Origin of the sequence: Rathayibacter sp. VKM Ac-2926 (genome assembly GCF_022815565.1) — a bacterium.
Lineage (GTDB): Bacteria > Actinomycetota > Actinomycetes > Actinomycetales > Microbacteriaceae > Rathayibacter > Rathayibacter festucae.
Genome location: NZ_JALGRS010000003.1, coordinates 63,428 through 88,683 on the forward strand (window position 1 = coordinate 63,428; position 25,256 = coordinate 88,683).

The following is a 25,256-nucleotide window of genomic DNA, read 5'->3' on the forward strand; positions in this document are numbered from 1 at the left end:
GGATCCGACCATGCCAGACCCCACGACCACCTCGACCTCCGCTCTGAGCCGTGCGACCGGGAGGTACGTGCGGGCGTTCGCCCTCCCGGGGTCGCTCGCCTTCTCCTCGGCCGGCTGGCTCGGCCGCTTCCCCAAGGGCAGCCTCGCGATCGGGGTGCTCGTCCTGGTGTCGGCGCAGTCCGGCAGCTACGCGCTCGGCGGCGCGGTCTCCGGCGCGTTGACCCTCGCCCTCGCCGTGACCGGGCCGCTCTGGTCGCGGGTGATGGACCGCTGGGGGCAGCGCCGGGCGCTCGCCCTGTCGCTCCCGGTCCTCGTCGCCGCCTCGCTCGGACTCGTCGCCGCCGTGCTGCTGGGCGCTCCCGTCTGGACCTGGTTCGCGCTCGCGATCCTCGCCGGGGCGGCCGTCCTCGACGTCGGCTCGGCCGTCCGCTCGCGCTGGAGCGCCGCGACGTCGGACCCGGGGCTCCGGCACACCGCGTACTCGGTCGAGTCGGTGGCGGACGAGGCGGCCTTCGTCGTAGCGCCGCCGATCGTCACCCTGCTCGCCTCGCTCGTGCACCCGGCGGCCGGCGTCCTGGTCGGCCTCGGGATCGGCGTGGCCGGCGGTGTCGCGCTGCTCGTGCAGACGGGGACGCAGCCCGCGCTCGCTCCGGTGCGCTCGGCCGCGTCGCCCGCACGGGAGCGGCTGCCGCTCGGTCTCGTCGGCATCGTGGCGGTCTTCGCGACCATCGGCGGGGTCTTCGGCTCGTTCAACGTCGCGGCGATCGCGACCGCGGAGGCGTCCGGGGCGGGAGCCGCCTCGGGGCTGCTGCTCTCGGCGTACAGCATCGGCAGCGTGCTCACCGGGGTGGTCGTGGGTGCCGCGCGCCTGCCCGGCGGCCCGCGCTCGAGGTTCCTGGTGGCGGGCGCCGTCTTCGGAGTGGTCGTGCCGGTGCTCGTGCTGGCCGGCTCGCTGCCCGCGCTGATCGCGCTGGCGTTCGTCGCCGGCCTCGCGACGTCGCCTCTGCTGATCACCGGCTCGAGCCTCGTCGAGTCGATCGCCCCGCGCAGCCGCCTCACCGAGGCCCTCGCCTGGCCGCCGACCGGCATCGCCCTCGGCGCCACCGCCGGCTCCACCCTGAGCGGCCTGGCCGTCGAGGCCCTCGGCCCGCAGTCCGGCTTCCTGGTCACCGCCGGCGCGGCGGCGCTGGGCGCCCTGCTGACCCTCGCGACGGTCCTGCTCCTCCGCCGCCGCGCCGCGCCTGCGGACGCCGGCTCGTCTCGCTGACCGAGCGGCACGCCCGAGGAGCCCGCAGAGCGGGCACCCACATGCTGATCGATCCGCCCGCGCAGCGGGTCCCTTTCATGCTGATCGAGTAGCCCGTGAAGCGGGCGTATCGAGATCCACCGTCCCCAGAACGCCGGCTCTCGATACGCCCCTGCGGGGCTGCTCGACCAGCATGCGGCGGGGGTGGCAACCGTGCACCGCGGCAACCTGATCGTCGTCCGGTCGCGGTGATCGCAAGGCGGAGGAGGGAGGCGTAGCGGAGCTACGGCGACCGACGACAACGCCGCGAGCACCGCGGCCGGGCGGCGATCAGTCCGCGCCGAGGATGACGATGGCGGCCGTGGGAGGCAGCGCGTCCTCGTGGTAGCGCTCGATCTCGGGGATCGCGGCGGGGTCGGCCTGCTCGAGGAAGCCGGTGAGGCGCGCGACCTCGTCGGTCTCGCCGATCGACTCGGCGGCGCGGCGGAGGGCATAGAGGGAGAGCAGGAAGCCGCGGTTGGGGCCGTGGCGCCACGGGATGGGGCCCTGGCCGCGCCAGCCTGCAGTGCGGAGCAGGTCGAGGCCGCGGTGGTAGCCGACGCGCGCGTAGGCGTAGGACGGCAGCGCCGCGTCGATCCCCCACACGCTGTCCGCGAGGAGAGCCCAGGCCAGCGGTGAGCGCGGGTGGGCCGCCGCGAGCGCGGCGAACTCGACGGCTCCCGGGTTCGCGTGCTTGGCGAGGGCCGCGGTGATCGCGGGCTCGTCCGGGAGGAGGGTCGGTTCGGGGCCCAGCAGGTTCTCGCCATTCATGTCCTCAGGGTAACCCGCTCCCGCTGTGCCCCTCCGGGGCAGCCCGTCGACTCCCCCGTCCGGGCTGCGCCGATAGCATCGACCCCATGGCGACGAAGCGCAGCGAGGTCGAGGCCTGGCTCACGGACATGGACGGCGTGCTGGTGCACGAGAACCAGGCGCTCCCCGGCGCGCCCGAGCTCATCCAGGAGTGGACGGACGCGGGCACTCCGTTCCTGGTGCTCACGAACAACTCGATCTTCACCCCGCGCGATCTCGCGGCCCGGCTGCGGGCGTCGGGGCTGCACGTGCCCGAGGAGCGGATCTGGACGAGCGCCCTCGCGACCGCCGACTTCTGCGCCTCGCAGATGCCGGGTGGCAGCGCCTTCGTGATCGGCGAGGCCGGCATCACCACGGCCCTGCACGAGGCGGGCTTCATCATGACCGAGACCGCGCCGGACTACGTCGTCGTCGGCGAGACCCGCAACTACAGCTTCGAGGCGATCACGAAGGCGATCCGCCTGATCGTCGGGGGCGCCCGCTTCATCGTGACCAACCCCGACGCGACCGGCCCGAGCGCCGAGGGCGTCATGCCCGCGACGGGCGCGATCGCCGCCCTGATCACGAAGGCCACCGGCAGGGACCCGTACGTGGTCGGCAAGCCGAACCCGATGATGTTCCGCTCGGCGATGAACAAGATCGGCGCGCACAGCGAGAACACCGGCATGATCGGCGACCGGATGGACACCGACATCGTCGCCGGCATCGAGGCCGGCCTGCACACCGTCCTCGTCCTCACCGGCATCAGCGACCGCGCCGAGATGGACCGCTACCCGTTCCGCCCCGACGAGGTGCTGACCGGCGTGCACGAGCTGCTCTCGACCGACCCGTACGAGACAGAGTTCCCGCCGGACGACCAGATCCTCTGACGAGCCGCCCCGCCGAGCCGATCCGCAACCCCGACCCGCCCACACTCCAGAAGTTGCGGCGGGAGGGTGGGAGGGGCGCCCGGCCGCTCAGAAGCGGACGTGCTGCAGGATCCAGGCGTGCATCGCGACGGCCGCGGCGGCGGAGGCGTTGATCGAGCGGGTCGAGCCGAACTGCGAGATCTCGAGCACGGCGACGGAGGCGGCGATCGCCTCGTCCGAGAGGCCCGGCCCCTCCTGCCCGAACAGCAGCACGCAGCGCTCCGGCAGCGCGAACGTCTCGATCGGCACGCAGCCGGGCACGTTGTCGATCGCGAGCAGGGGCACGTCCTCCGCCTCGGCCCAGCGGGCGAGGTCGGCGACGGTCTCGTGGTGCTGCACGTGCTGGTAGCGGTCGGTGACCATCGCGCCGCGCTTGTTCCAGCGCCGGCGTCCGACGATGTGCACGCTCTCGGCGCCGAACGCATTGGCGCTGCGCACGATCGAGCCGATGTTCATGTCGTGCTGCCAGTTCTCGATGGCGACGTGGAAGGGGTGCCGCGACGCGTCGAGCTCGGCGACGATCGCGTCCATCCGCCAGTAGCGGAAGCGGTCGATCACGTTGCGGGAGTCACCGCGCTCGAGCAGCTCGGGATCGAGGCGGTCGTCGTCGGGACGCGGACCGACCCACGGCCCCACGCCGTTCGTCGTCGCCTCGGGGGAGGCGGAGGGCCCGGCCTCGTCCACGTGTCGCGCCGCCCGGCCTAGGCCGACGGGGTGCCGTCGACCGAGCCGAGCATGTCGCCGCCGCCGGCGCGGTCGACGAAGCAGTAGTAGCTGCGCTCGCCGGCGTCCCACTGCTCCTGGGTCACCGGGTAGGAGGCGGACACCTGCACGTCGCCGTACGCCTCGGCACCCGCGATGTCGACGACGCCCTGCGCCTGGCAGAGCGAGGAGACCGAGACGGCCAGCGCGTCCTGGCCCGGGAAGGTCGCGTCGGTCAGCTCACCGGTCGCGACCATCTCGCCGGTGTGGGCGGTGGCGCAGTCGACGACCGTGAATTGCTCGGCCCAGACCGTGTCGAACGGCTGGAGGCACTCCCCGCCCAGCAGCGCCGTCCAGGCGTAGCTGCCGGCCGGCAGCGGGCCGACGGTGGGCAGGGCGGCGGTGGGCGCGGTGGTGGGCGTCGCACTCGGCTCGGACGGAGCGGCGGTCGTCGCGGCCGGGGCCGGCGCGGCCTCCTGATCGCCGTTCGAGCCGACGGCGATCCCGATGGCGAGGATCGCGCCGAGCAGGAGCACGACGCCGACGGCGATCAGGCCGATCAGCAGCCGCCGACGGCTTCGGGCGCGGTCGGGGCCGGGTGCGCCGACGCTCGTGACGGAGGGGACGGGAGCGGGGGCCGGTGACTTCGCGGGCTTCTCGGCGCGGGGCTTCTCGGCGCGGGGCTTGCGGGTCGAGCGCTTGGCGGCGTTGACGTGCGCGCGAGCGGGAGTGCTGAACGGCGCGACGGCCGGGGCGGCGGGCTCGTCCTCGCCGGACGTCCCCTCCGCATCGGTGGTCGCCTCGGCGGTCGGCTCTCCGGATGCGGTGCCGTCGTCGTCCGGCTCGAGGTTCCAGGCGTAGGCGCCAGCGGTCTCGCGCCAGAGCTCCTCGTCGCCGCCGTCGTCCTCGGGCTCGTCGCGCGGGGCGACGACGTCCTCCCACACCGGCGGTGCGTCCCAGCCGCCGCGGGGGTCGGGCCACTGGTACACGTTGGGCGCCGCGGGCTCGCGCGGCTCGGGCTCGGTCGCACCCTCGGGTCGGTCGCGGCGCGCCTCGGAGCGGCGCCCTCGCTCGCGGAGCGCCGGAGGCGCGGTCGGCAGATCGTCGATCGGCGGTGCCGCCGGCAGGACGGGCGCGGGCTCGACCGGCGCGACGGGCGACTCCGGCGCGGGAGCCGCGACGGAGCTCGGGGCGGCCGGAGACTGCGGGAGCACCGGGCCGAGCGGGAAGCGCGGAGAGGGCGTGACCGGTCGCTCGGGAGCGGACTCCGAGCTGGTCGAGTCGTCCGCTGCGGGCCGCGACCGGGGAGCGGTGAAGGCGGCCCAGATGTCGCGGCGCGCGGAGGCGGCGTCGGCCTCGGGATCGGACGCGGGCTCGACGGGCGTCTGCGCGTCGTCCTCCGCGGGCGCCGCGTCCGTGGTCGGCGGCGCGGGGGCGGGGTCCGGCTGGACGACGGTCTCAGGAGCGGAGCCGGGCTCGGGCTCGACGGGACTCACGGCATCGACCGGCTGCTCGACGTCGGCCTGCTGCTCGGAACCGACGCGCTGCTCGAGCTCGACGGGACGCTCGTCCTCGACGGCACGCTCGTCCTCGACGGGACGCTCGTCCCCAGCGGGCCGCTCGACCTCGACGGACGGCTCGGCCTGCTCGGCGTCGACGGGGCGCTCGGCAGCTGCGACCTGCTCGGTCTCACCGGCCTGCTCGATCGGGCCGGCCTGGTCGGGCTCATCGGCACGCTCGGTCCCGTCGGCCTGCTCGATGCTGACGGCCGGTTCGGACCCGGCGCGGCGCTCGACGTCCACCGGCTGCTCGACGACCGACTGCTCGACGACGGACTGCTCGGCCGCGACGGTGCGCTCGGCGTCGGCGGTGCGCTCCGCCTCGTCGGACTGCTCCGCCTCCGCGGGCTGCCCCGCCTCGGTCGGGTCCTGCGGCTCCGCGGGCTGCTCCTCCTCGGCGGGCGCCGCCTCGGGCGCGGGCGCAGGCTCGGGTGCGGCCTCGGGTGCAGGGGTGCGCGGGGCGTCGAAGATGCTCTTCAGGCGGCCGCCGCTCAGCTGCTCGAGGAGCCACTCGCTGCCGCCGGCGCGGCGCTCGGGCTCGGGCTGCTCGTCGCGCCCGCCGTCGGGCTGATCGCCGCGCTCGCGGCCGTCATCGTCCACCATCAGCTCAGCCCGAGGTCGGCCAGCCCGATCGCGGCGAAGTAGGGGTAGCCGGCGCCCTCGATGATCTCGCGGGCCCCGGTCGCGCGGTCGACGACGACGGCGACTCCGGCGATCTCGGCGCCGACCTTCAGCAGGGCCTCGATCGCGGCGAGCGGGGAGCCGCCGGTGGTGGAGGTGTCCTCGACGACGACGACGCGCTTGCCGGCGAGGTCCGGGCCCTCGACCTGGCGGCCGCGGCCGTGGTCCTTGGGCGCCTTGCGCACGACGAAGGCGTCGTACTCGAGTCCGCGGAGGACGCCGCGGTGCAGGATCGCGGACGCGATCGGGTCGGCGCCCATCGTCAGACCGCCGACGGCGTCGACCCGCTCGATCGGGGCGATCAGGTCGAGCATGACGTCGCCGATCAGCGGGGCGACCCGGTGGTCCAGGCTGACGCGCCGCAGGTCGACGTAGTAGCTCGCCTTCTTGCCGCTCGTCAGGGTGAAGTCCCCGTGGAAGACGGCGTCGGAGCCGATGTACTCGATGAGCTGCTGGCGTGCGTCGGTCACGCGCCTACTCTACGGGGCACGCCTACGGCGCGGACTCGGCCCCGCCCGCGCGCGTCGCACCGGCCTTCTCGCCCTGTCCCTCCTCGGCTCCCCCGCGGAACTGGGTCATGTACAGGTCGTAGTACGCGCCGCGGCGCTGGAGCAGCGCCTCGTGAGCACCCTGCTCGACGATGCGGCCGGCCTCCATCACCAGGATCGTGTCGGCGTCCCGGATCGTGGAGAGGCGGTGCGCGATGACGAACGAGGTGCGGTCGGTGCGCAGCGCCGCCATCGCGTGCTGGACGAGCAGCTCGGTGCGGGTGTCGACCGAGGAGGTCGCCTCGTCGAGGATGAGCAGCGACGGGTTGGCGAGGAACGCGCGGGCGATCGTGATCAGCTGGCGCTCACCGGCCGAGACGCTTCCGCCCTCGGCGTCGAGCACCGTGTCGTAGCCGTCGGGGAGCTGCTGCACGAAGCGGTCGACCATCGTCGCCCGGGCGGCGTCGACGATCTCCTCGTCGGTCGCGTCGAGGCGGCCGTAGCGGATGTTCTCGCGGATCGTGCCCTGGAAGAGCCAGGCGTCCTGGAGCACCATGCCGACCCGCGAGCGCAGGTCGCCGCGGCCGATCCGGGTGATGTCGACGCCGTCGAGCAGGATCCGCCCGCCCGTGAGCTCGTAGAAGCGCATCACCAGGTTGACCAGCGTGGTCTTGCCGGCGCCGGTCGGACCGACGATCGCGACCGTCTGGCCCGGCTGGGCCGAGAAGGTCAGCCCCTCGATCAGCGGCTGCTCCGGGTCGTAGGAGAAGGAGACGTCCTGGAACTCGACGTGGCCGTCGGTGCGCTCGGGCAGCGAGTCGACCGCGGTCTCCGGCTCCTGCTCGTCCGCGTCGAGCAGCTCGAAGGTGCGCTCGGCCGAGGCGACGCCCGACTGCAGCATGTTCGCCATGCTCGCGAGCTGGGTCACCGGCTGGGTGAACTCACGCGAGTACTGGATGAACGCGGTCGCGTCGCCGAGGGTCAGCTGGCCCGAGGCGACCCGCAGCCCGCCGACCACGGCGATCAGCACGTAGGAGAGGTAGGACACGAAGGTCATCGCCGGCATGATCATGCCCGAGACGAACTGGGCGCCGAACGAGGCCGAGTAGAGCGCGTCGTTCCGGCGGTCGAACTCCTCGAGCATCTCGCGGTCGCGGCCGAAGGTGCGCACGATCTCGAGGCCGGAGAAGGTCTCCTCGATGTGGCCGTTCAGCGCGCCGGTGTTCTTCCACTGCGCGGCGAAGAGCTTCTGCGAGCGGGCGCCGATGACGCCGGCGATCACGGCGGACAGCGGGATCGAGACCAGGGCGATCAGCGCGAGCTGCCAGGAGACGATGAACATCATCACGGCGATGCCGATGATGGTGAGCACCGACTGGACGAGCTGCGAGAAGGCCTGCTGCAGCGCGGTCTGGATGTTGTCCACGTCGTTGGTCACCCGCGACATCACGTCGCCGCGCTGCCGGGTGTCGAAGAAGCGCAGCGGGAGGCGGTTGAGCTTCGCCTCGATGTCCTGGCGCAGGCCGAAGACCACCCGCATCACGAGGCCGTTGAGGATGTAGCCCTGAGCCCACATCAGCACTGACGCGACGACGTACATCAGCAGCACGATAATGATCAGTCGCCCGAGCACGGTGAAGTCGATGCCCTCGCCGGGCACGATCGCGGTCTTCGAGAGCATGTCGGCGAAGGTGCCGTTGCCCTCGGCCCGCTGCTGCTCGATGATCTGCTCGAGCGGGACGCCGGCGGGCAGCTGCGAGCCGATCACGCCGTTGAAGATGGTGTCCATCGCCTGGCCGAGGATCTTCGGCGCGATGACGGTGAGCACGACCGACGCTGAGACCAGGGCGACCACCAGGATCATCCGGGCGCGCTCGGGCCCGAGCAGGCTGAACAGCCGCTTGGCGGAGGGCCAGAAGTTCTGCGCCTTCCGGGCGGGCGGGCCGTCGCCGAACATGCCGCCGTCGCCCTCACCGGGCTCGAACTCGGGCTCGAGCTCGGAGGACTCGGCGACCGGCGCCGCCTGGGCCTCGGTGTCGCGTACGCGTGCCATCTCAGGCCACCCCTTCCACGCTCAGCTGGGATTCGACGATCTCGCGGTAGGTCGCGTTCGTCTCGAGGAGCTCGTCGTGCGTGCCGCGGCCGACGATGCGGCCCGCGTCGAGCACGACGATCTGGTCGGCGTTCCGGATCGTCGACACGCGCTGGGCGACGATGATCACGGTCGCGTCGGTGGTCGCCTCGGCGAGGGACTCCCGCAGGCGCGCATCGGTCGCGACGTCGAGCGCGGAGAACGAGTCGTCGAAGAGGTAGACGCGCGGCTTCGCGACGAGCGCCCGCGCGATGCAGAGCCGCTGCCGCTGCCCGCCGGAGACGTTGGTGCCGCCCTGCGAGACCGGCTCGTCGAGCCCGCGCTCCTTCGCCCGGACGAAGTCCTCGCCCTGGGCGATGCGCAGCGCCTCCCAGAGCTCCGCGTCGGTCGCGTCGGGCCGACCGAAGCGGAGGTTGGAGGCGATGGTGCCCGAGAAGAGGTACGGCCGCTGCGGGACGAGCCCGACGACCTTCGCGAGCTGCGCGCGGTCGAGCGAGGACACGGGCACGCCGTCGATGGCGACCGAGCCCTCCTGCGGGTCGAACAGCCGCGGCACGAGGCCGAGCAGCGTCGTCTTGCCCGCGCCGGTCGAGCCGACGATGGCCGTCGTCCGGCCCGGCTCGGCGACGAGGTCGAGCTGCGAGAGCACGGGGCGCTCGGCGCCGGGGTAGCCGAAGACCACGCCGGAGAACTCGACGCGGCCGACGGTCGGCGCCTCGACGCCGCCGGTCGGCGTGGTGAGGCTGGTCCGGGTGTCGAGGACCTCCTGGATGCGCTCGGAGCAGACCACGGCGCGCGGGATCATCATCACCATGAAGACGCCCATCATCACGGCGGTGAGGATCTGCAGCAGGTACTGGAGGAACGCGGTCAGCGAGCCGATCTGCATCTGACCCGCGTCGACCCGGTGCCCGCCGAACCAGAGCACGGCGGCCGTGGCGAGGTGCAGGATCATCATGATCGCCGGGAACATCAGCACGAAGATGTTGCCGACCTTGATCGACACCTCGGTGATCGCCTCGTTCGAGCGGCGGTAGCGCTCCGACTCGAAGGGCTCGCGGACGAAGGCGCGGACCACGCGGATGCCGGTGATCTGCTCGCGCAGCACCCCGTTGATCCCGTCGATGCGGTCCTGCATCAAGCGGAACAGCGGCAGCAGCAGGAAGACCAGCACGCCGACGACGACGAAGAGCACGGGCACCGAGACCCAGACCAGCCAGGAGAGCCCGGCGTCCTCGCGCAGGGCGAAGACGATCCCGCCGATGCACATGATCGGCGTCGAGACCATGAAGTTGAGCGTCATCAGCACGAGCATCTGCACCTGCTGCACGTCGTTCGTGCCGCGGGTGATCAGGGTGGCGGTGCCGAAGCGGCCGACCTCGAGCCCGCTCAGCGAGTCGACCCGGCGGTAGACGTCGCGGCGCAGGTCGCGGCCGACGGCCATCGCGGTGCGCGCACCGAAGTAGACGCCGCCGATCGCCGCGGCGACCTGGACCAGGCAGACCATGAGCATCGTCATGCCGGTGGCCCAGATGAAGTCGGTGTCCCCCTGGCCGATGCCCTGGTCGATGATCTCGGCGTTCAGGCTCGGCAGGTAGAGCGCCGCGAGGGTCGCGATCAGCTGGAGCACCACGACCGCCGCGATCGACCGGGAGTAGGGCTTCGCGTACGAGGACGCGAGACGGAGCAGGATCATGGGTCCTCCGGTCGGGGCGGGGCGGGAGAGGGCGGCCGGGTCCGCGAGAGGCGGATCGGCCGAGCACGGGGACGGCCGGAGCTTCGGGGCTCGGGCCGAGCGGCGCGGAGGAGCGGCCGCTTCAGGGACGGCGCAAGACAACCATCGACCACCGACACCGGTTCCGCAATCGGTCGGCAGGAGGAGACCGCGCGCTCGGCCCCCGTGCGGGGAAGCTGTCGGCGGCGGCTCCTAGACTTCCGGAATGCGCATCGCCACCTGGAACGTGAACTCCATCCGGGCCCGCACCGGCCGCGTCGTCGACTGGCTCGTGCGCGAGGACGTCGACGTGCTCGCCATGCAGGAGCTCAAGTGCAAGCCCGAGCAGTTCCCGCACGAGGCCTTCGCCCAGGCGGGCTACCACGTCGAGATGGTCGGCCTCAGCCAGTGGAACGGCGTCGGCATCGCCTCCCGCCTGCCGATGGAGGACGTCCAGGTCGGCTTCCCCGGGATGCCCGGCTTCGCCAAGGAGCCCGCGGCGGACGGCTCCTTCCCGCTCGAAGCGCGCGCGATCGGCGCGACGGTCGACGGCGTGCGGGTCTGGAGCCTCTACGTCCCCAACGGCCGCGCGGTCGGCGACCCGCACTGGCACTACAAGCTCGAGTGGTTCGCGGCCCTCGAGGCGAGCACCCGCGCCTGGCTCGCGGCCGAGCCCGACCTGCCGCTCGCGCTGGTCGGCGACTGGAACGTCGCCCCGCTCGACAGCGACGTCGGCGACCCGACGCTCGGCCCCGGCTCCACCCACGTCTCCCCCGAGGAGCGCGCGGCCTTCGAGGCCTTCACCGCCGCCGGCCTGCACGACGTCGTGCGCCCGCTCGTCCCCGAGGGCTACACCTACTGGGATTACAAGCAGCTGCGCTTCCCGCACAACGAGGGCCTGCGGATCGACTTCGTGCTCGGCTCGCGCGCCTTCGGCGACCTGGTGACCGGCGCCTCCATCCACCGGAACGAGCGCAAGGGCGACGCCCCGAGCGACCACGTCCCCGTGGTGGTCGATCTCGACCTCGACACCTCGCTCGACGACGACCGCCCGATGATCTTCTGACCGTGGCCTCCTCGAAGAAGAAGCGCGCCCGCGCCGGCCAGCAGCCGTCCTCCGCGCAGCGCCCGTCCACCGCTCAGCGGCCCTCCACCGCCCAGCGCCCCTCCACGGCACAGCGCGCCGCGGCGAGCCGCCCCGCCGTGGCCCGCGCGCACGACGAGCTCCGCGCCGACGCCTACCGCTCCGTCCGCGAGACCTTCGCCGCCGGGAAGCCGCTGCGCCGCCGCTGGGACCTGGTCCTCTCGATCCTCGGCTGCCTCGCGCTCGGGCTGCTCTGCGTGGTGCTCGGCTACCTCGCCGCGATCCTCGCCGTCTTCCCCGGCCAGTGCGAGGGGCAGAACATCGCCTGCGATTACGACCGGATCGACTGGGGCGTCTCGCTCGCCCTGATCGGCCCGCCGATCCTGACGCTGATCGCCGTGGGCGTGACGATCATCCGCTACCTCGTTGGCCGCCGGGTGTTCTGGATCCCGATCGTCGCCTTCGTGCTCTGCGTCGGCACCGCGTTCCTCGCGTCCTGGCTCGTCACCAGCTCGATCCCCGGCTCCGCGCTGGCCTAAGCGGAGCGGCCGTCCACCGGCCGCCCCGCCGTCAGCCGGCGCAGGTCGGGTCGTCGGCGAGCGTCACCTCGGTCTTGTTGATCATCGGCGTGACCCGGACGGCCTGCTCGCCGAAGGTCGCGGCGGGGTCGGCGGCGGTGAAGCCGATCGTCACCGTCGTGGACTCGCCGGGAGCGAGCTGCACCGAGACGCGCGCGACCGGCCGGCCGAGGTCGTCGGTCGGGTCGAAGATCCGGGCCGCCTCGCCGAGCGGGTCGGACCAGGACGCCTGCGCCTGCGAGGTCGTCGTGCCGGGAGGGCCGTAGACGTAGACGTTGGTGACGAAGTCGCCGAGCGGGAAGCGGTTCCCGCCGTTCGCCGCCACGTACTTGGGCAGCGTGCGCGCGACCTTCTCGGTGATGGTGTTGGTCAGCGTCACCTGCGTCGAGAAGCTGGTGCCGCCGGCGGCGCAGCGGTTCGTGCTCGACTGGGTCACCGCGGTGTCGAGGTAGTAGTCCATCTTCGAGCCGATCGACGCGTCCTGGAAGAACACGCCGGTGGTCGAGGTGTCGTCGTTGTCCGTCGGCAGGACGCCCGCGATCGGGGTCGGCGCGAGCAGCGCCTGCTCCTCCGGGTCGGTGCTGTAGGCGAGGATCCGGCTCTCGCCGACGGCCTTCACCACGGCCGGGAGCATCTTCGACGGCTCCATGTCGCCGCCGAGGATCTTGCCGAGGACGGTGGCGCTGGCCTCCGAGAAGAACGCGTCGGTCGCGTCGGCGACCGTGGCGTCCGAGTAGCGGAAGTAGACCTTGTTGAGCAGCGTCGAGACGGTGTTCTCGCTGGTCAGCTCGGTGCCGTCGGTGAGCGTCACCGGGCCGGTGGAGGCGAGCAGATACTGCAATGCCATCGGGTCGATCGCGAGCACGCCGTCGATCTTCTCCCCGGGGAACTTCTGCGCCCAGAACTGCGTCGCGATCGAGGACGCGGTCGGGAAGTCGGGGCGGCTGGTCGACACGTTGAACGTGGTCGCGAGGTTGCCGCCGAAGGTGTCGAGCGCGCTCTGGTCGACCGTGACCGGCTGCAGCCCGCGGAAGTCCTGGCTCGACTGCTGCTTCCCCACCGTGATCGCGCCGCCGTCGACGTTCAGCTGCATCACCGAGGAGGCGCCGCCGCCCAGGGCCTGCGCCTCGGCGAGGTTCTGGAAGAGCACGAGGTAGCTGCGCGGTCCGCTGGCGCCGAGGGCGTCGGGGAGGATCGCGGTGATCGGCTGGACCTGGTCCATCGCACTGGTCGCCGTCTCGAGCTGCGGGGCGAACGCGTCGAGCGCGGACGCGACCTGCGGCACGAGCGCGCCCCGATCGATCCCCTCGACGCGGGCCTGCGCCTCGTCGACGACGCCCTTGGCGACGGTGATCTTGTCGGAGAGCGCGCTGATCGCGGCGATGTCGACCTTGCCGTCGACCGGCTTGAGGACGTCGAGCGAGGTGGAGGAGAGCGGGGTGACGATCTTGCCCGAGACGTCGTCGGCGATCTCGGTCGCGGCGCGCACGGCGGAGAGGTTCGGGCCGAGGAACGGCACGATCTCCATCACCCGCCACACCGGGTCGTCGGTCTCGTCGCGCGCCTCGCCGGTGAGGGTGGCGATCTGGCCGGCGGTCGACTCCGCTCCCGCCGTGTCGAAGCCGGTGAGCTGGTCGGCGACCTGCGAGACCAGCGGGATGGCGGAGGTGAGCTTGGCGCGCACCGTCATCGCCTTCTCGTAGGTCTGCACCGCGAGGAAGGCGGCGACGACCGCGCCGATCACGAGGACCAGCAGGACGGTCAGGGTGATCCAGAGGCCCCGTCTGCTGCGGCGAGGGGTGCCGGAGGCGCGGCGAGAGGAGGTCGTCGTGGTGCTCATTCGAGAGAGCCTAAGCGACGCCCGCCCGCGGACGGCGGTCGATCCGCGCCGTCGTCAACCCAGGAGGAGGGACACGGCGATGAGCACGGGCACCGCCGTGACGGTGGTCACCAGGGCCGTGTCGCGCGCCACGGCGACGCCGCGGTCGTAGCGGGAGGCGAAGTTGAAGATGTTCTGCGCGGTCGGCAGCGCCGCCGTCACGGTCACCGCGAAGAGGTGCTCCGCGTCGAGCGCGAAGGCGAAGCGGCCGAGCAGATAGGCGGTCGCGGGCATCACCAGCGTCTTGAGCAGCGAGGCGACGGCGACCTCGATCCGCCCGGGCCCCGGCTCCAGCGGCCGCTGCCCGCGCAGCGACATCCCGAACGCCATCAGCACGAGCGGGATCGACGCGTTGCCGATGATCGAGAACGGCTCAAGCAGCGGTGCCGGCAGCTGCACCCCGGTGACCGAGACGACCAGGCCGAGCGCCGAGGCGATGATCATCGGGTTCCGCAGCGGCTGGGTGAGGATGCCCGTGACGGAGGCGCGCCCGCTCGTCGAGACGTCGAGCACGGTGAGGATCGTCGGCGCGAGCAGCAGCAGCTGGAGGAGCAGCGTCGGCGCGACCCACTGCGGATCCCCGAGCACGTAGATCGCGACCGGCAGGCCGATGTTGTTGGCGTTCACGTAGGAGGAGGCGGCGGTGCCGATCACCGTCTCCGGCACGGGCCGGCGGAAGAACAGCCGCGACGCGACCAGATAGAGGACCGCCACGATCGCGACCGTGATCAGCGACACCAGGAGGAAGGAGGAGAACAGCACCGAGACGTCGGCGCGGGCGAGCACTGTGAACAGCAGCGCCGGCGTGGTGACGAAGAAGGCGATGCGGGTGAGGACGGCGCGGCCCTCGGGCGGCACCAGGCCGAACCGGGCGATCAGGTAGCCGACCGCGATGACCGTCCCGATGATCGCGAACCCGGTGAGCACTCCCTCCACGGCGTCCTCCGTCTCGTCGGCGGAGCCGGGCGGCTCGCGGGCTGGGATCGTCGGCGCGGGTCGGCGCACCGCGTCCAGCCTAGGAGGCGCCGCCCGTTGCCCCGTCGCGAGGCCGGGCCTACGGTGGGCGCATGCCGCATCTCGAGGTCCCCGGAGCGACCCTGCACTGGGAGGCGGACGGCCCCGCCTCCGCCCCCGCCCTCCTGCTCGTGCACGCGGGCATCACCGATCTGCGGATGTGGGACCCGGTCGTCCCCGCGCTCGCGGAGGACCACCTCGTCATCCGCTACGACACCCGCGGCTTCGGCGAGACCCGGACGGACGACGTCGAGTTCGACCCGCGGCAGGATGCCCTCGACGTACTCGAGCACCTCGGCGTCGAGCGCGCGACGGTGATCGGCTGCTCGCGCGGCGGCTCGCTCGTCCTCGACCTCACGCTCGAGCACCCCGACCGCGTCACCGGCCTGGTGCTGATCGCCCCCGGCGTCGGCGGCTTCCCCTACCCCGACCTGACCGAGGAGGAGGACCGCCGCTTCGACGAGATCGACGCGGTTCTGACCGCCGGCGACCACGAGCGCGTCGCGCGGATGGAGGCGGAGCTGTGGGCGTTCGGCCCCGACCGCGATCCCGCCTCGCTCGATCCCGCCTTCGTCGAGACCGTGCGCGAGCTCGCCCGCGGCCGCGCCGGCCACGAGGGCGAGAAGCCGCGGCCGACCGCGATCGAGCCGCCCGCCTACGACCGCGTCGTCGACATCGCCGTGCCCACGCTGGCGATGGTCGGCGCGCACGACGTCTCCGAGTCGCTCCCGGTGCACGCCTTCCTCTCGGCGACCGTGCCGGGCGCCGACGCCCACGTCTTCGACGACGCGGCCCACCTCCCCAGCGTCGAGCGACCCGAGGAGTTCCTCGCGGTCCTCCGCCCCTGGCTGGCGTCCCACGGCCTCTGACGCGGGCCGGCGACGGCGCACCGTCATGCTGGTCGAGTAGCCCCCCAGGGGCGTATCGAGACCCACCCTCCTCAGCAGGCCGGCTCTGCAGACTCGACGTCTGACGCTGGTGGATCTCGATACGCCCGCTCCGCGGGCTACTCGATCAACATGATCGGCCAACGCGGGACGCCTGCTCGAAGGTTCGGGAATTCATGCTGGTCGAGTAGCGCGCAGTGCGTATCGAGACCCCACGCCCTGCAGGGGGTGGCGCGCCCGCAACGCCGTCAGCGGTTCTTGAAGTAGCGGAAGAGGTGCCTCTCGCGCGTCGTCAGCACGCCGAGGAGGACGCCCGTCGCCGCGCCCAGCACGGCGACGGCCGGCGTCCGGAGGCCCTGGATCAGGGTCGCCGCCGCGTCGACGGGCGGACCGGTGCTCGAGAAGAACAGGGCGACGGCGAGGCCCGCCGAGCCGACCGGGATCAGCCAGGCGAGCGACTCCAGCAGCAGGACCGCCAGCAGCTCGACCCGGTGGACGCGCGAGTGCAGGGCCGAAGCGAGCTCGACCCGGCGCAGACCCGTCACCGCCCAGCACGCCGCGAGCACCAGCAGTCCCGCGAGCGGCCCGGCGGCGAGCGTCACCCGGTCCGCGTTGCGAGCCCCGCCGTCGAAGGCCGCACCGAGGCGCGAGTTCAGCGGTGCGAGCACGGGCGCCGGATCGTCGGGAGCGCTCTCGCCGAGCAGCACGGTCGTCAGGAGGAGGGCCCGGACGCTCTCGCTCTGCGGCCAGGCGTCGATCCAGCACTCGTCGAAGGGCCGCTCGCCGGCCGGAGCACCCGCCAGGGCCGCGTAGCCGAAGCCGCGCCGACGCCCGTCGTCCGGGTAGTCGTAGCGGCCGCGGACGGCGACCGAGCCGCCGCCGGCGAGCGCGAGGTCGTCGCCGCGCCCGACGGCGTCCGCGGCCTCGGGTCCGAGGACCACGCCGGTCCCGGGCACCGCCGCGGCTCGGAGGATCTCGGGGACGCCCGCGGTGACCTCGAAGAGCGGGATCGGCGAGCGGGGCAGCACGGCCGTGACGAGATCGGACGTGGCGGTGCGGACCGCTCCGGCTGCCCGCACCGTCGCCGAGCCGGCGAGCGCCGCGCACGCCTCCCCGTCGATCCGTCCCGGCGCAGCGAGCGTCTGCACGGAGGCGCCGGCCCGCTGGTACGCCTCCGCCTCCCGCACGTGCTGCCGCGTCACCGCCAGGTCCGCGATCTGGATCGGCACGGCGATGAGGAGGACGCACGCGCAGAGCAGCAGCGCACGCGAGGTGCCGGTCGAGACGTTGCGCCAGGCCTCGCGGACCAGGCTCGAGAACCTCACTCCCCGCCTCCGGAGTGTGCGGCGAGGTCCAGCGCCGCCGTGCAGGAGTCGCGCGTGCCGTGATCGTGCGTCGCGACGACGAGGGCGCAGTCGGGCGTCGCGGCCGCGGCGATCGCCCGGTTCACGGTCTGCGCCGTCCGCTGGTCGAGCTGGGCGGTCGGCTCGTCGATGAGGAGGAGGGTGGGCCGCGCCGCGAGGGCCCTGGCCAGCATCAGCCGCTGGGCCTCGCCGCCCGAGAGCTCGCGGAAGGCGCGGTCGGCCACCTGCCCGAGCTCGAACCGGTCGAGGAGAGCGGCCGCCAGCCGATCCGCCTCCGCACCAGAGGCCCCTCCGGCGAGGAACGGCAGGGCGACGTGATCGAGCGCCGATCGACGGGCGACGCCGTGCGGGTTCTGGAACACCCAGCCGATCCGCTCGCGCGCGGCCCGGTCGACGACGCCCTCGGTCGGCTCGACCCAGCCGGCGAGCAGCGCGAGCAGCGTGCTCTTTCCGGACCCCGACGGACCGACGACCGCGCAGGTCTCGCCGACCCGGAAGTCCGCACTGAGCCCGCGGAAGAGCCAGGGGCCGCGCTCGAACCGGTGCCCGAGCCCGTGCACCCTCACCCGCAGCTCCGCGCCCCGGGCAGGACCGCGACCGAGGCCGGCTCCTCCCCGTCGGGGAAGACGACCGCCGAGCGGCCCAGTTCCGAGGAGACGACCTCGACGCGGGCCGGCGAGCCGTCCGCCAGAACGCAACCGTGCTCGCCCTCGAGTCCGACGAGGGCGGACGGTGGCACCACGCCGACTCGGACGGGGTTCGTGAGCACGTACTCGGCGCGGACGGTCGTCGTCCCCTCGGTCGCGAGCGCCGACCGGGCGGACACCGTGGCCGCGAACGCTCGCAGGTCGGCCTCGGCGGTGACCGCGCCCTCCGGAGAGAGCGTCAGCACCGCGTCGTCCACGAGCAGCCGCCGCTCGCCCGGCAGGACGTCCGCCGGGACGGAGGGGAGACGCAGCGCCGCGATCCCACCGGCGACTGCGGCGACGGCACTCCCCCGCTCGACCGGTCCGCCGACCGAGAGCCCGCAGGAGGCCGTGGTGACCGTCGGTCCCGGGATCCAGAGCAGCCGTGACCGCGGGATCCCCGCGAGCTGCTCGTCCTCCCCCGACGCCTCCTCGAGGAGGTGCTCGATCGCGCGGATCGAACCGTCTCCGAGGATCCCGTCGGCGACCAGCGGCGAGCCGAGGCGGATGAGCTCCTCCTGCAGGGCGCGCACGTCGGGGCCCGTGTCGCCCTTCACGAGGTCGCGCCAGAGCGGCGTCGCCGTCGCGAGGGAGAGCACGGGCGCGCCGTCGACCGCGAGGGACGACGTGCCCGACGAGAACGATCCGCCCGCGCGGCAGGAGGAGGCGGTCATCAGCCCCTCCGTCGCGGAGACGAGGGACACGGCCGGTGCCCGCTCGAACCCGGCCTCGACCTGGCGAGGATCGGCGAACTCCTCGAACGGGACGGGCACCGTCTCCGGACCGGACGAGTCCGCCAGGCTCGCGGGCACCGTTGGCGTCACGAGGAGGAGTGCGGCCCCGGCGCCGCCCGAGGCGAGGAGCACCGCGATGACGACGCCGAGCGAGAGGCGGGCGACCCGCGACGGCCTCACGTCCGGACCGGTTCAGCCATCGACGAGCCCCAGCGGATCGCCGGCGCACTCCTCGTACTCGCCCTTGCGATCGGCCGGAATCGAGACGGGCAGCGAGGACACCGCGTTCTCGCGGGTCCAGTCCTCAGCGGTGTAGCCGGCGTCGACGAGGCCCTTCCGGTGCAGGCAGTCGACCATGATCGACGCCTCGTCCACGTTCTCCGGATTCCGGGTGATCCACGTGTAAAGGGCGCCGATGCTCCGCTCACCCGCCTGGACTCCGCAGTCGTCGGTGACCTGCCGAGACGTGTCGGGATCGACGGGCGAGACTGGCGTGGCGGAGTAGGAGCCGCCGCGTCCGAACCCGGAGAAGTCGAACCCCGCGGCCTCGAGGCAGCCCGAGAAGCGGCCGGTCATCTCCGAGTACTCCTGGTCGGTGATCTCGCCGTCAGCGAGAACGCCACGCTCGAAGTCCGACGCGGCATCGTCGAAGTGCGAGCGGAACTCCGCCGCCCAGGGGCCGGAGAACGCCGGTCCGTCGACCGGCCTCGCCTCCTCGACTCGCGAGTCCGCGCACCCGGCGAGGAGCCCCGACACAGCGAGAACGAGCGCAGCAGCAGCGCGCGCGGGGGCGCCCGGGAAGATGCTCCTAACCATCCGGGGATGGTAGCTCCGCGGCGACCGACGGGGCGCGATGGCGCGGAGCGTCGCATTGCGCCCCGAGATGCCCGGTGGTGCAGTGCGCCGCTCCGCTGTTCGATGTCGAATGAGGATGCTGGAGATCAAAGGTCTGGCGACGAGGGAATGATCCAGGCGGCGAGGTCTATAGCGCTGGCGCCTGTGTCCCCGAGGGCACGGGCCAGCGCGGGAGAGACGAAGCGGACCAGTGCGCTGGAGCGGAGGCGGCCGCGTGGATCGATGAAGCGTCCGATGTGGAGGGTCTCCCGGCCGACGCCGTCGCTCTCGAAGATGCGGTCGATGGCGTCGAGCGTCTGGAGTCCCCAGGGGGAATGAACCACCAGGAAGGAGTCGCCCGGGACACGGCGGAGACCGCGGCGGACCTGCTCCGGATCGGTGGCACTCGCGACTCCGAACCACCCGCGTTCGTCGCAGTGGGCGACGTAGGACACGAGCCCGGACTCGCGGAGACCGTCGACGACAGCCATCACGTCCACCGCGAGGACTTCCGCTCTCGTCGTCCGGCCGCCGGCGACGAGAGGAGGCTCGGCACGGTCGCCGAGAGCGTCCGGGAATCGCACCGGCTCTCTGAACGGGACGATGCGGGCTTCGGTGATTCCTCCATCCCGCCAGACGCCCTCGACCGTGACGACGTCGACGCCGGCGGGAGCGGACTCGAGAGTCAGCGGAACGCTCGGCGCTGCCTGCTCGACGACGATGTCGTAGAGGCCGGCGCCCACTGCGGCAAGGCGGAGTCCCCCGGCCACTCGCTTCAGCCGACCGGTGGCGCCGACGCCATCGCCGGCTGAGACGACGAGCGAGGAGATCGGTCGGAGATCCCCGTCCTGGGCGCTCACAGCCCAGCCAGCCCCGTCGATTTCGCCGTCCGCGTCGTACCCATACGTGGATGATATGGACGCGGGGTCGCGATGTCGACCGTGGCGCGTCACGACCGGCGCTCCTGCTGCTCGAGGAATGCGCAGCGCGTGTCGCGCCTGCGTTCTGCAGGAGAGCCGATCTCGATACGCCCGCTGCGCGGGCTACTCGATCAGCATGGACGGGCCCAGCGCGGCCGAGACGCGTGAACATCCCGGCACCCCGGCTGGTCGCGGAGCGCGCAAGGACTGGGCGCGCCAGCGCGCCATCATGCTGGTCGAGTAGCGCGCAGCGCGTATCGAGACCCCACGCTCCGCAGAACGGTGGATCTCGATACGCCCGCTGTGCGGGCTACTCGATCAGCATGATCGGCCCGTCGCCGGCGCGAGCGCGCCGCTCCTAGGCGACGTCGGCGAGGTCGAACGCCCAGTCGGCGTAGAGGACGGGCGGGTCGCCGGCCTCCACGACGTCGACGCGGTCGAAGCCGGCCTCGACGCAGATCGCGCTGTCCTCGGCGTCGTCCGCGGGGACGTACGCGTGCACGAAGCGCGGCAGCGGGAACGCCGCCGCCTCCTCGAGGAGCAGGCGCACCGAGCGCGCCACGACGCCGCGATCACGGGCAGCGGGAGCGATGCTCCAGCCCGTCTCGTAGGCGAGTGCGCCACGCGAGTGGCCGTACCAATAGCCGATGGAGCCGACGCAGTGCCCGTCGAGCTCGATCGCGTAGAAGAACCCGCTCCCCTCGGCCCAACCGCGCAGGTAGCGGTCGTGCCGGTCGAGGAACTCGTCTTCCGTCTCGAGACGCTCTCCGGACTCCGCGAGATCGCTGCGGAGTGCGGTGACGTCCGCCTGCGGCCAGGGCAGGAGGCGGAGGGTCTCGGAGTGCTGATCGATGCTGACTGTTCTGTGGTCGCTTCCGGGTTCGGGTCCCGTCACGCGATCCGATCCTTCCTCTTGAAGGTGGACCGACGCCCTGCCGCTCCGCCAGGTGTTCGGAGTCGCAGGTCGATCGGATGGCCGCCGGGTGTACGCAGCCGAGATGTCCGCCCTATCTTCGACCCCTTGGAGGAGCCTTGGCAGGAACCTTGCGAATCTAGCCCCGGACGGGGGGTGCTACCTGCGAAAAGGCTGGTCGCGGCCTGATATCACGCGCCGATTCCCCCGTCGATCCGCGCAGAGAGGGCCGTTTCGGCGGAGTCGTGCGCCGTGATCGCCGACCTCGCGGATTCGCTCCGGGCCCACGCAAGAAAAGCGCGCGCCGCGGCCCATACGCTCGGGGATGGGCCGGATCCGGCCCGAACCACCCGGGTATACGAGCGTGAGGAGGATCACCATGTCGCAATTCGTGCAGAGCACCGTCGTCGGAGAACCCGAGGTCGTCGAGGACCGCGTCGAGACCTCCCGCGCCTGGCTCCGCCTCAAGGCCGCGGCCACCGCACTGCAGCCGCTCCAGGCGCAGGACGGCTCGCTGGCCGACCCGGACCGCCTGGACGACGCCCGCGCCGAGATCGACCGCCTCGTCGACGCGATCCGCACCCTCGCGCCCGCCTTCCCGCACGACGCCGCCTACCTCGAGGCGCTCGTCGTCGACTTCGAGCGCTGGAGCGCCGAAGGCCTCGGTGTCCCGGACTTCCTCGACTCGCTGCAGGCGTTCCAGCCGCAGCTCGACCGGATCGACGGACTGCGTCACCTCGTCGTCTTCCCGATGCTGACGCAGAACGGCAGCCGCGACCGCCACGTCGAGGCCGTCCTCGTCGAGGTCGTCTGGCCGCGCTTCGTCGCGGAGCTCGAGGCGGGCGACTACTCGAACGCGCTGTTCGTGCCGGTCCGCTTCGTCGACTTCACCGCCGGCTACGACACCGACAGCGCCGTGCTCTTCCCCGAGACCGTCGCGATGCGCGCCGTCCCCGCCTTCACCTGGGGCGCGATCTTCGCCGACCGCGAGGCCGCGCGCTTCCGCCGCGTCGTCTCCGCCGCCGCGGAGATCACCCGGCTCGAGCTGCCGGAGGACGCCCGCCGGATGCTCGAGGACCAGCACACCGCGGAGGAGGCCTTCGTGATGTGGGACCTCATCCACGACCGCACCCACATGCGCGGCGACCTGCCGTTCGACCCGTTCATGATCAAGCAGCGGATGCCGTTCTTCCTCTACTCCCTCGAGGAGCTGCGCTGCGATCTGACCGCGTTCCGCGAGTCCGTCGCGATCGAGCGGCGCCTGGCCGGCCAGGAGCACCGCGACGGCGAGGAGGAGGCGCTCGCGACGCGGGCGCGCACGGTCCAGTACGCCATCCTCTTCGACCGGCTGTTCCGCTTCCCGCTGACCGGCTCGCGGGTGCGCAACTACGACGGGCTCGGCGGCCAGCTGCTCTTCGCCTGGCTGCACCAGCACGGCGTGCTGCACTGGACCGACACCCGGCTCGCCTTCGAGTGGGACAGCGTCGCGGACGTCGTCGTCGCGCTCTCGGACGCCATCGACGAGCTCTACTGGCGCTCGATCGACCGGCCGAAGACCGCGCACTGGCTCGCCGCCTACGCGCTGGTCGCGGCGACGGTGACGCCGCACCCCGCCTCCGCCTGGGCGCGCGGGCTGCCGGACGAGGTGCTCCTCGGCGCTCCCCGCGGGCTGACCGACGCGGTGCTGGACGACGAGTTCCCGCTGTCGATGTTCTACGAGGCCCTCGGCAGGAAGATGGGCGACGTGATCGCATCGACCGCGGGCATCACCGGGCGCGACTGACCGCGCGGGCGGGCCGCGCAGCGGGCACCATCATGCTGATCGAGCAGACCGCGCGGCGGCCCCGCCCATGCTGATCGAGTAGCCCGCGCAGCGGGCGTATCGAGATCCACCGTCCCCAGCACGCCGGGTCTCGATACGCCGCCTCCGGCGGCTACTCGACCAGCATGGGGACGTGCACGACCGATACGAATGGAGCGTCATGCGGCGACTCGCGCGGCGGCCTGCCCGACCGTCGTCGGTTAGCGTGGGGCGCATGCCTCCTGGCGCCGTCGCTGCCGACCCCTTCGATGCGGGCTGGACTCGGCGAGCGCCGACCCGTTCCGCCTACGTCCGCGACGCCGTCGCCGCCGGCGTCCTGGTGGTGGCGACCCTCGTCTCCGTCGCCCTCTACGCCTCGGCGGGCTTCACCGACGCCGCGCACCCCGCCGTGAGCACGCTCTGGGCGCTCGCGATGACCCTCCCCCTCGCCCTCCGCCGGCGCTTCCCATCGACCGTGGCGGTCGCGCTCACCGCTGTCTACGCGCTCGGGCTGATCCTCCAGGTGCCGGAGTCGCTGTTCAACCAGATCTGCCTCTACCTCGCCCTCTACACGGTCGGCGCCTGGAGCCGCGACCGGCGCCTGGCGCTCGTCGTGCGCACGGTCATCGCCGTCGGCATGCTGGGCTGGCTCATCGTCACCCTCGCGACCGGCGCCCCCGTGAGCAGTCCGCTCCCGACGGAGGAGTCGGCCGGGCTGCTGCCGCCCTACGTCGCGGAGTCGGCGCTGGCCGTCGTCGCGAACCTGCTCTACTTCGGCAGCGCCTACGTCTTCGGCGACGCGTCCTGGCAGTCGGCGCGGCGGCTGGAGGCGCTCGAGGCGCGCACCGCCGAGCTCGACGACGAGCGGGAGCGCTCCTCGCGCCAGGCCGTGTCGTCCGAGCGGCTGCGCATCGCCCGCGAGCTGCACGACGTCGTCGCCCACCACGTCAGCGTGATGGGCGTGCAGGCGGGGGCTGCTCGACGGGTGCTCGCGCGCGATCCGGAGCGGGCGGCCACGGCGCTCAGCGCCATCGAGAGCGACGCGCGCTCGGCGATCGAGGAGCTGCACCGCATCCTGATCGCCCTCCGCGCCGAGGACACCGCCCTCGACCCGCTCACCGACGCCGCCTCGACCAGGGGGGTCGCGCAGCTCGAGGAGCTCGTCCTCGCCGCGGCCGGCTCCGGTCTGCCCGCCGTGTTCCTCACCGTCGGCGAACCCAGGGACATCCCGGCGACGGTCGGTCTCAGCCTCTACCGGATCGCGCAGGAGTCGCTCACCAATGTGCGCAAGCACGCCGGCCGCGGCGCCACAGCCGAGGTGCGGCTGCGCTACCTCGACGACGCGGTCGAGCTCGAGGTCGCCGACGACGGCGGCGAGGGCGCGCATCCCGTCGCCGCGACGTCCTGCGGGCTCGGGCACACCGGCATGAGCGAGCGCGCCGCGGCCGTCGGCGGCACGGTCGAGACCGGCCCGAGCGGCTCCGGCTACCTGGTGCGTGCCCGCGTCCCTCTGACGAGCGTCCGCGCGGGGTCCGGGGAGCCGGTAGCGTCGTCCGAGGTGTCGTGGGGGCGCCGGGAGCGAGCGAGCGGGGGGCGCGCATGACGGCCGATGTCCGGGTGCTGCTGGTCGACGACCAGGAGCTCGTCCGCGCCGGCTTCCGCACCATCCTCGAGTCCGAGCCCGGGATCGTCGTCGTCGGCGAGGCCCGCACCGGGATCGAGGCGATCGAGCGGGCCTCCGACCTGTGCCCGGACGTCATCTGCATGGACGTGCAGATGCCCGGGATGGACGGCCTGGCCGCGACCCGCGAGATCGTCAAGGATCCGCGGCTGTGCTCCAGCGTCCTCATCCTGACCACCTTCGACCGCGACGACTACCTCTTCGAGGCGCTGTCGTCCGGAGCGAGCGGCTTCCTGCTGAAGAACGCGTCGCCGGAGGAGCTGGTCGAGGCTGTACAGGTGGTGGCCCGCGGCGACGCTATGCTCGCACCCGACGTGACGCGCCGCGTGCTCGAGCGCTTCGCGACGGCGCCGGCCCGCGCCGAGGTCCACCCCGGCATCGAGGAGCTCACCGACCGCGAGCGCGAGGTGCTCGTGCACTTGGCCCGCGGCTCGTCCAACGCCGAGATCGCCGCCGAGCTCTACGTCGGCGAGGCCACCGTGAAGACCCACGTCTCCAAGATCCTGATGAAGCTGCGCGTCCGCGACCGGATCCAGGCCGTCGTCTTCGCCTACGAGCACGGGATCGCGGTGCCGGGGCGGTCCTGACCGTTCCGGTCCGCGCGCCGGCCCGATCGCGCCCGTCAGCGGGCGCTCGTGCCCG

Annotated in this window: 22 protein-coding genes; 8 read left to right on the forward strand and 14 right to left on the reverse strand. The window is 72.8% G+C overall.

Annotation, left to right across the window (positions count from 1 at the left end; translation table 11 throughout):
• Nucleotides 1-10: 10 nt before the first annotated feature.
• Nucleotides 11-1,267, forward strand: a complete 1,257-nt coding sequence (locus MT351_RS04670; protein WP_243581383.1) for an MFS transporter — start codon at nucleotides 11-13, stop codon at nucleotides 1,265-1,267.
• Between the two features lie 309 nt (nucleotides 1,268-1,576).
• Here MT351_RS04670 and MT351_RS04675 read toward each other — a convergent pair whose 3' ends face one another.
• Complete coding sequence (locus MT351_RS04675; RefSeq protein WP_123447130.1) at nucleotides 1,577-2,056, reverse strand: DUF3151 domain-containing protein; 480 nt, start codon at nucleotides 2,054-2,056, stop codon at nucleotides 1,577-1,579.
• A gap of 86 nt (nucleotides 2,057-2,142) precedes the next feature.
• Here MT351_RS04675 and MT351_RS04680 point away from each other — a divergent pair, with 86 nt between their 5' ends.
• The gene (locus MT351_RS04680; RefSeq protein ID WP_243581384.1) at nucleotides 2,143-2,964 is read left to right on the forward strand and encodes an HAD-IIA family hydrolase; all 822 of its coding nucleotides are present in this window, start codon (nucleotides 2,143-2,145) and stop codon (nucleotides 2,962-2,964) included.
• Nucleotides 2,965-3,051: 87 nt separating this feature from the next.
• Here the strand turns inward: MT351_RS04680 and MT351_RS04685 are convergent, their stop codons facing one another.
• Genes MT351_RS04685 through MT351_RS04705 form a run of 5 tightly spaced genes read right to left on the reverse strand, consistent with a single transcriptional unit; the run spans nucleotide 3,052 to nucleotide 10,221 of the window.
• Complete coding sequence (locus MT351_RS04685) at nucleotides 3,052-3,687, reverse strand: TrmH family RNA methyltransferase (protein WP_243581385.1); 636 nt, start codon at nucleotides 3,685-3,687, stop codon at nucleotides 3,052-3,054.
• A 17-nt stretch (nucleotides 3,688-3,704) separates the two neighbouring features.
• Nucleotides 3,705-5,867, reverse strand: coding sequence for a septum formation family protein (locus tag MT351_RS04690; RefSeq protein WP_243581386.1), 2,163 nt, complete (start codon nucleotides 5,865-5,867; stop codon nucleotides 3,705-3,707).
• The gene (gene pyrE, locus MT351_RS04695; RefSeq protein WP_123447133.1) at nucleotides 5,867-6,415 is read right to left on the reverse strand and encodes an orotate phosphoribosyltransferase; all 549 of its coding nucleotides are present in this window, start codon (nucleotides 6,413-6,415) and stop codon (nucleotides 5,867-5,869) included. The genes MT351_RS04690 and pyrE overlap by 1 nt, the downstream gene beginning before the upstream one ends.
• 22 nt (nucleotides 6,416-6,437) lie before the next feature.
• Complete coding sequence (locus MT351_RS04700; RefSeq protein WP_279398058.1) at nucleotides 6,438-8,486, reverse strand: ABC transporter ATP-binding protein; 2,049 nt, start codon at nucleotides 8,484-8,486, stop codon at nucleotides 6,438-6,440.
• Nucleotide 8,487: 1 nt separating this feature from the next.
• Nucleotides 8,488-10,221, reverse strand: a complete 1,734-nt coding sequence (locus MT351_RS04705) for an ABC transporter ATP-binding protein (RefSeq protein ID WP_243581387.1) — start codon at nucleotides 10,219-10,221, stop codon at nucleotides 8,488-8,490.
• A 244-nt stretch (nucleotides 10,222-10,465) separates the two neighbouring features.
• Between MT351_RS04705 and MT351_RS04710 the strand changes: the two genes are divergently transcribed.
• Together MT351_RS04710 and MT351_RS04715 are read left to right on the forward strand one after the other, a co-directional pair.
• Complete coding sequence (locus MT351_RS04710; RefSeq protein WP_243581388.1) at nucleotides 10,466-11,305, forward strand: exodeoxyribonuclease III; 840 nt, start codon at nucleotides 10,466-10,468, stop codon at nucleotides 11,303-11,305.
• 2 nt (nucleotides 11,306-11,307) lie between these two features.
• Nucleotides 11,308-11,862 carry a hypothetical protein gene (locus MT351_RS04715; RefSeq protein ID WP_243581389.1) on the forward strand — a complete coding sequence of 185 codons (555 nt, stop codon included), beginning with the start codon at nucleotides 11,308-11,310 and terminating at the stop codon, nucleotides 11,860-11,862.
• A 31-nt stretch (nucleotides 11,863-11,893) separates the two neighbouring features.
• Here the strand turns inward: MT351_RS04715 and MT351_RS04720 are convergent, their stop codons facing one another.
• On the reverse strand, nucleotides 11,894-13,741 hold the full coding sequence (locus MT351_RS04720; protein ID WP_243581390.1) for a DUF4012 domain-containing protein: 1,848 nt from the start codon (nucleotides 13,739-13,741) through the stop codon (nucleotides 11,894-11,896).
• Nucleotides 13,742-13,795: 54 nt separating this feature from the next.
• A complete protein-coding gene (locus MT351_RS04725; RefSeq protein ID WP_123447139.1) occupies nucleotides 13,796-14,716 on the reverse strand; it encodes an AEC family transporter in 921 nt (306 codons plus the stop codon).
• Nucleotides 14,717-14,847: 131 nt separating this feature from the next.
• Here MT351_RS04725 and MT351_RS04730 point away from each other — a divergent pair, with 131 nt between their 5' ends.
• Nucleotides 14,848-15,663, forward strand: coding sequence for an alpha/beta fold hydrolase (locus MT351_RS04730; RefSeq protein WP_123736238.1), 816 nt, complete (start codon nucleotides 14,848-14,850; stop codon nucleotides 15,661-15,663).
• A gap of 266 nt (nucleotides 15,664-15,929) precedes the next feature.
• Here MT351_RS04730 and MT351_RS04735 read toward each other — a convergent pair whose 3' ends face one another.
• The 6 genes from MT351_RS04735 to MT351_RS04760 all read right to left on the reverse strand — a co-directional run bounded on the left by MT351_RS04735 (nucleotide 15,930) and on the right by MT351_RS04760 (nucleotide 21,114).
• Nucleotides 15,930-17,006, reverse strand: a complete 1,077-nt coding sequence (locus MT351_RS04735) for a hypothetical protein (protein WP_243581391.1) — start codon at nucleotides 17,004-17,006, stop codon at nucleotides 15,930-15,932.
• Nucleotides 17,003-17,611, reverse strand: coding sequence for an ABC transporter ATP-binding protein (locus MT351_RS04740; protein ID WP_243581392.1), 609 nt, complete (start codon nucleotides 17,609-17,611; stop codon nucleotides 17,003-17,005). The genes MT351_RS04735 and MT351_RS04740 overlap by 4 nt, the downstream gene beginning before the upstream one ends.
• Nucleotides 17,608-18,645, reverse strand: coding sequence for a peptidoglycan-binding protein (locus MT351_RS04745; RefSeq protein WP_243581393.1), 1,038 nt, complete (start codon nucleotides 18,643-18,645; stop codon nucleotides 17,608-17,610). Before MT351_RS04745 ends, MT351_RS04740 begins: the two co-directional genes overlap by 4 nt.
• Nucleotides 18,646-18,657: 12 nt before the next feature.
• Nucleotides 18,658-19,281, reverse strand: a complete 624-nt coding sequence (locus tag MT351_RS04750) for a hypothetical protein (RefSeq protein ID WP_243581394.1) — start codon at nucleotides 19,279-19,281, stop codon at nucleotides 18,658-18,660.
• Nucleotides 19,282-19,406: 125 nt separating this feature from the next.
• Nucleotides 19,407-20,252 carry a hypothetical protein gene (locus MT351_RS04755; RefSeq protein WP_243581395.1) on the reverse strand — a complete coding sequence of 282 codons (846 nt, stop codon included), beginning with the start codon at nucleotides 20,250-20,252 and terminating at the stop codon, nucleotides 19,407-19,409.
• A 325-nt stretch (nucleotides 20,253-20,577) separates the two neighbouring features.
• Nucleotides 20,578-21,114 (reverse strand): GNAT family N-acetyltransferase, encoded by a 537-nt coding sequence (locus MT351_RS04760; protein WP_159421751.1) that lies wholly within the window; start codon nucleotides 21,112-21,114, stop codon nucleotides 20,578-20,580.
• A gap of 397 nt (nucleotides 21,115-21,511) precedes the next feature.
• Between MT351_RS04760 and MT351_RS04765 the strand changes: the two genes are divergently transcribed.
• The 3 genes from MT351_RS04765 (at nucleotide 21,512) to MT351_RS04775 (ending at nucleotide 25,201) form a co-directional block, all read left to right on the forward strand.
• Nucleotides 21,512-22,915 (forward strand): DUF6421 family protein, encoded by a 1,404-nt coding sequence (locus MT351_RS04765; protein ID WP_243581396.1) that lies wholly within the window; start codon nucleotides 21,512-21,514, stop codon nucleotides 22,913-22,915.
• Nucleotides 22,916-23,168: 253 nt separating this feature from the next.
• Complete coding sequence (locus MT351_RS04770; RefSeq protein WP_243581397.1) at nucleotides 23,169-24,536, forward strand: sensor histidine kinase; 1,368 nt, start codon at nucleotides 23,169-23,171, stop codon at nucleotides 24,534-24,536.
• On the forward strand, nucleotides 24,533-25,201 hold the full coding sequence (locus tag MT351_RS04775) for a response regulator transcription factor (RefSeq protein ID WP_123706238.1): 669 nt from the start codon (nucleotides 24,533-24,535) through the stop codon (nucleotides 25,199-25,201). The genes MT351_RS04770 and MT351_RS04775 overlap by 4 nt, the downstream gene beginning before the upstream one ends.
• The last annotated feature ends 55 nt before the right edge of the window (nucleotides 25,202-25,256 follow it).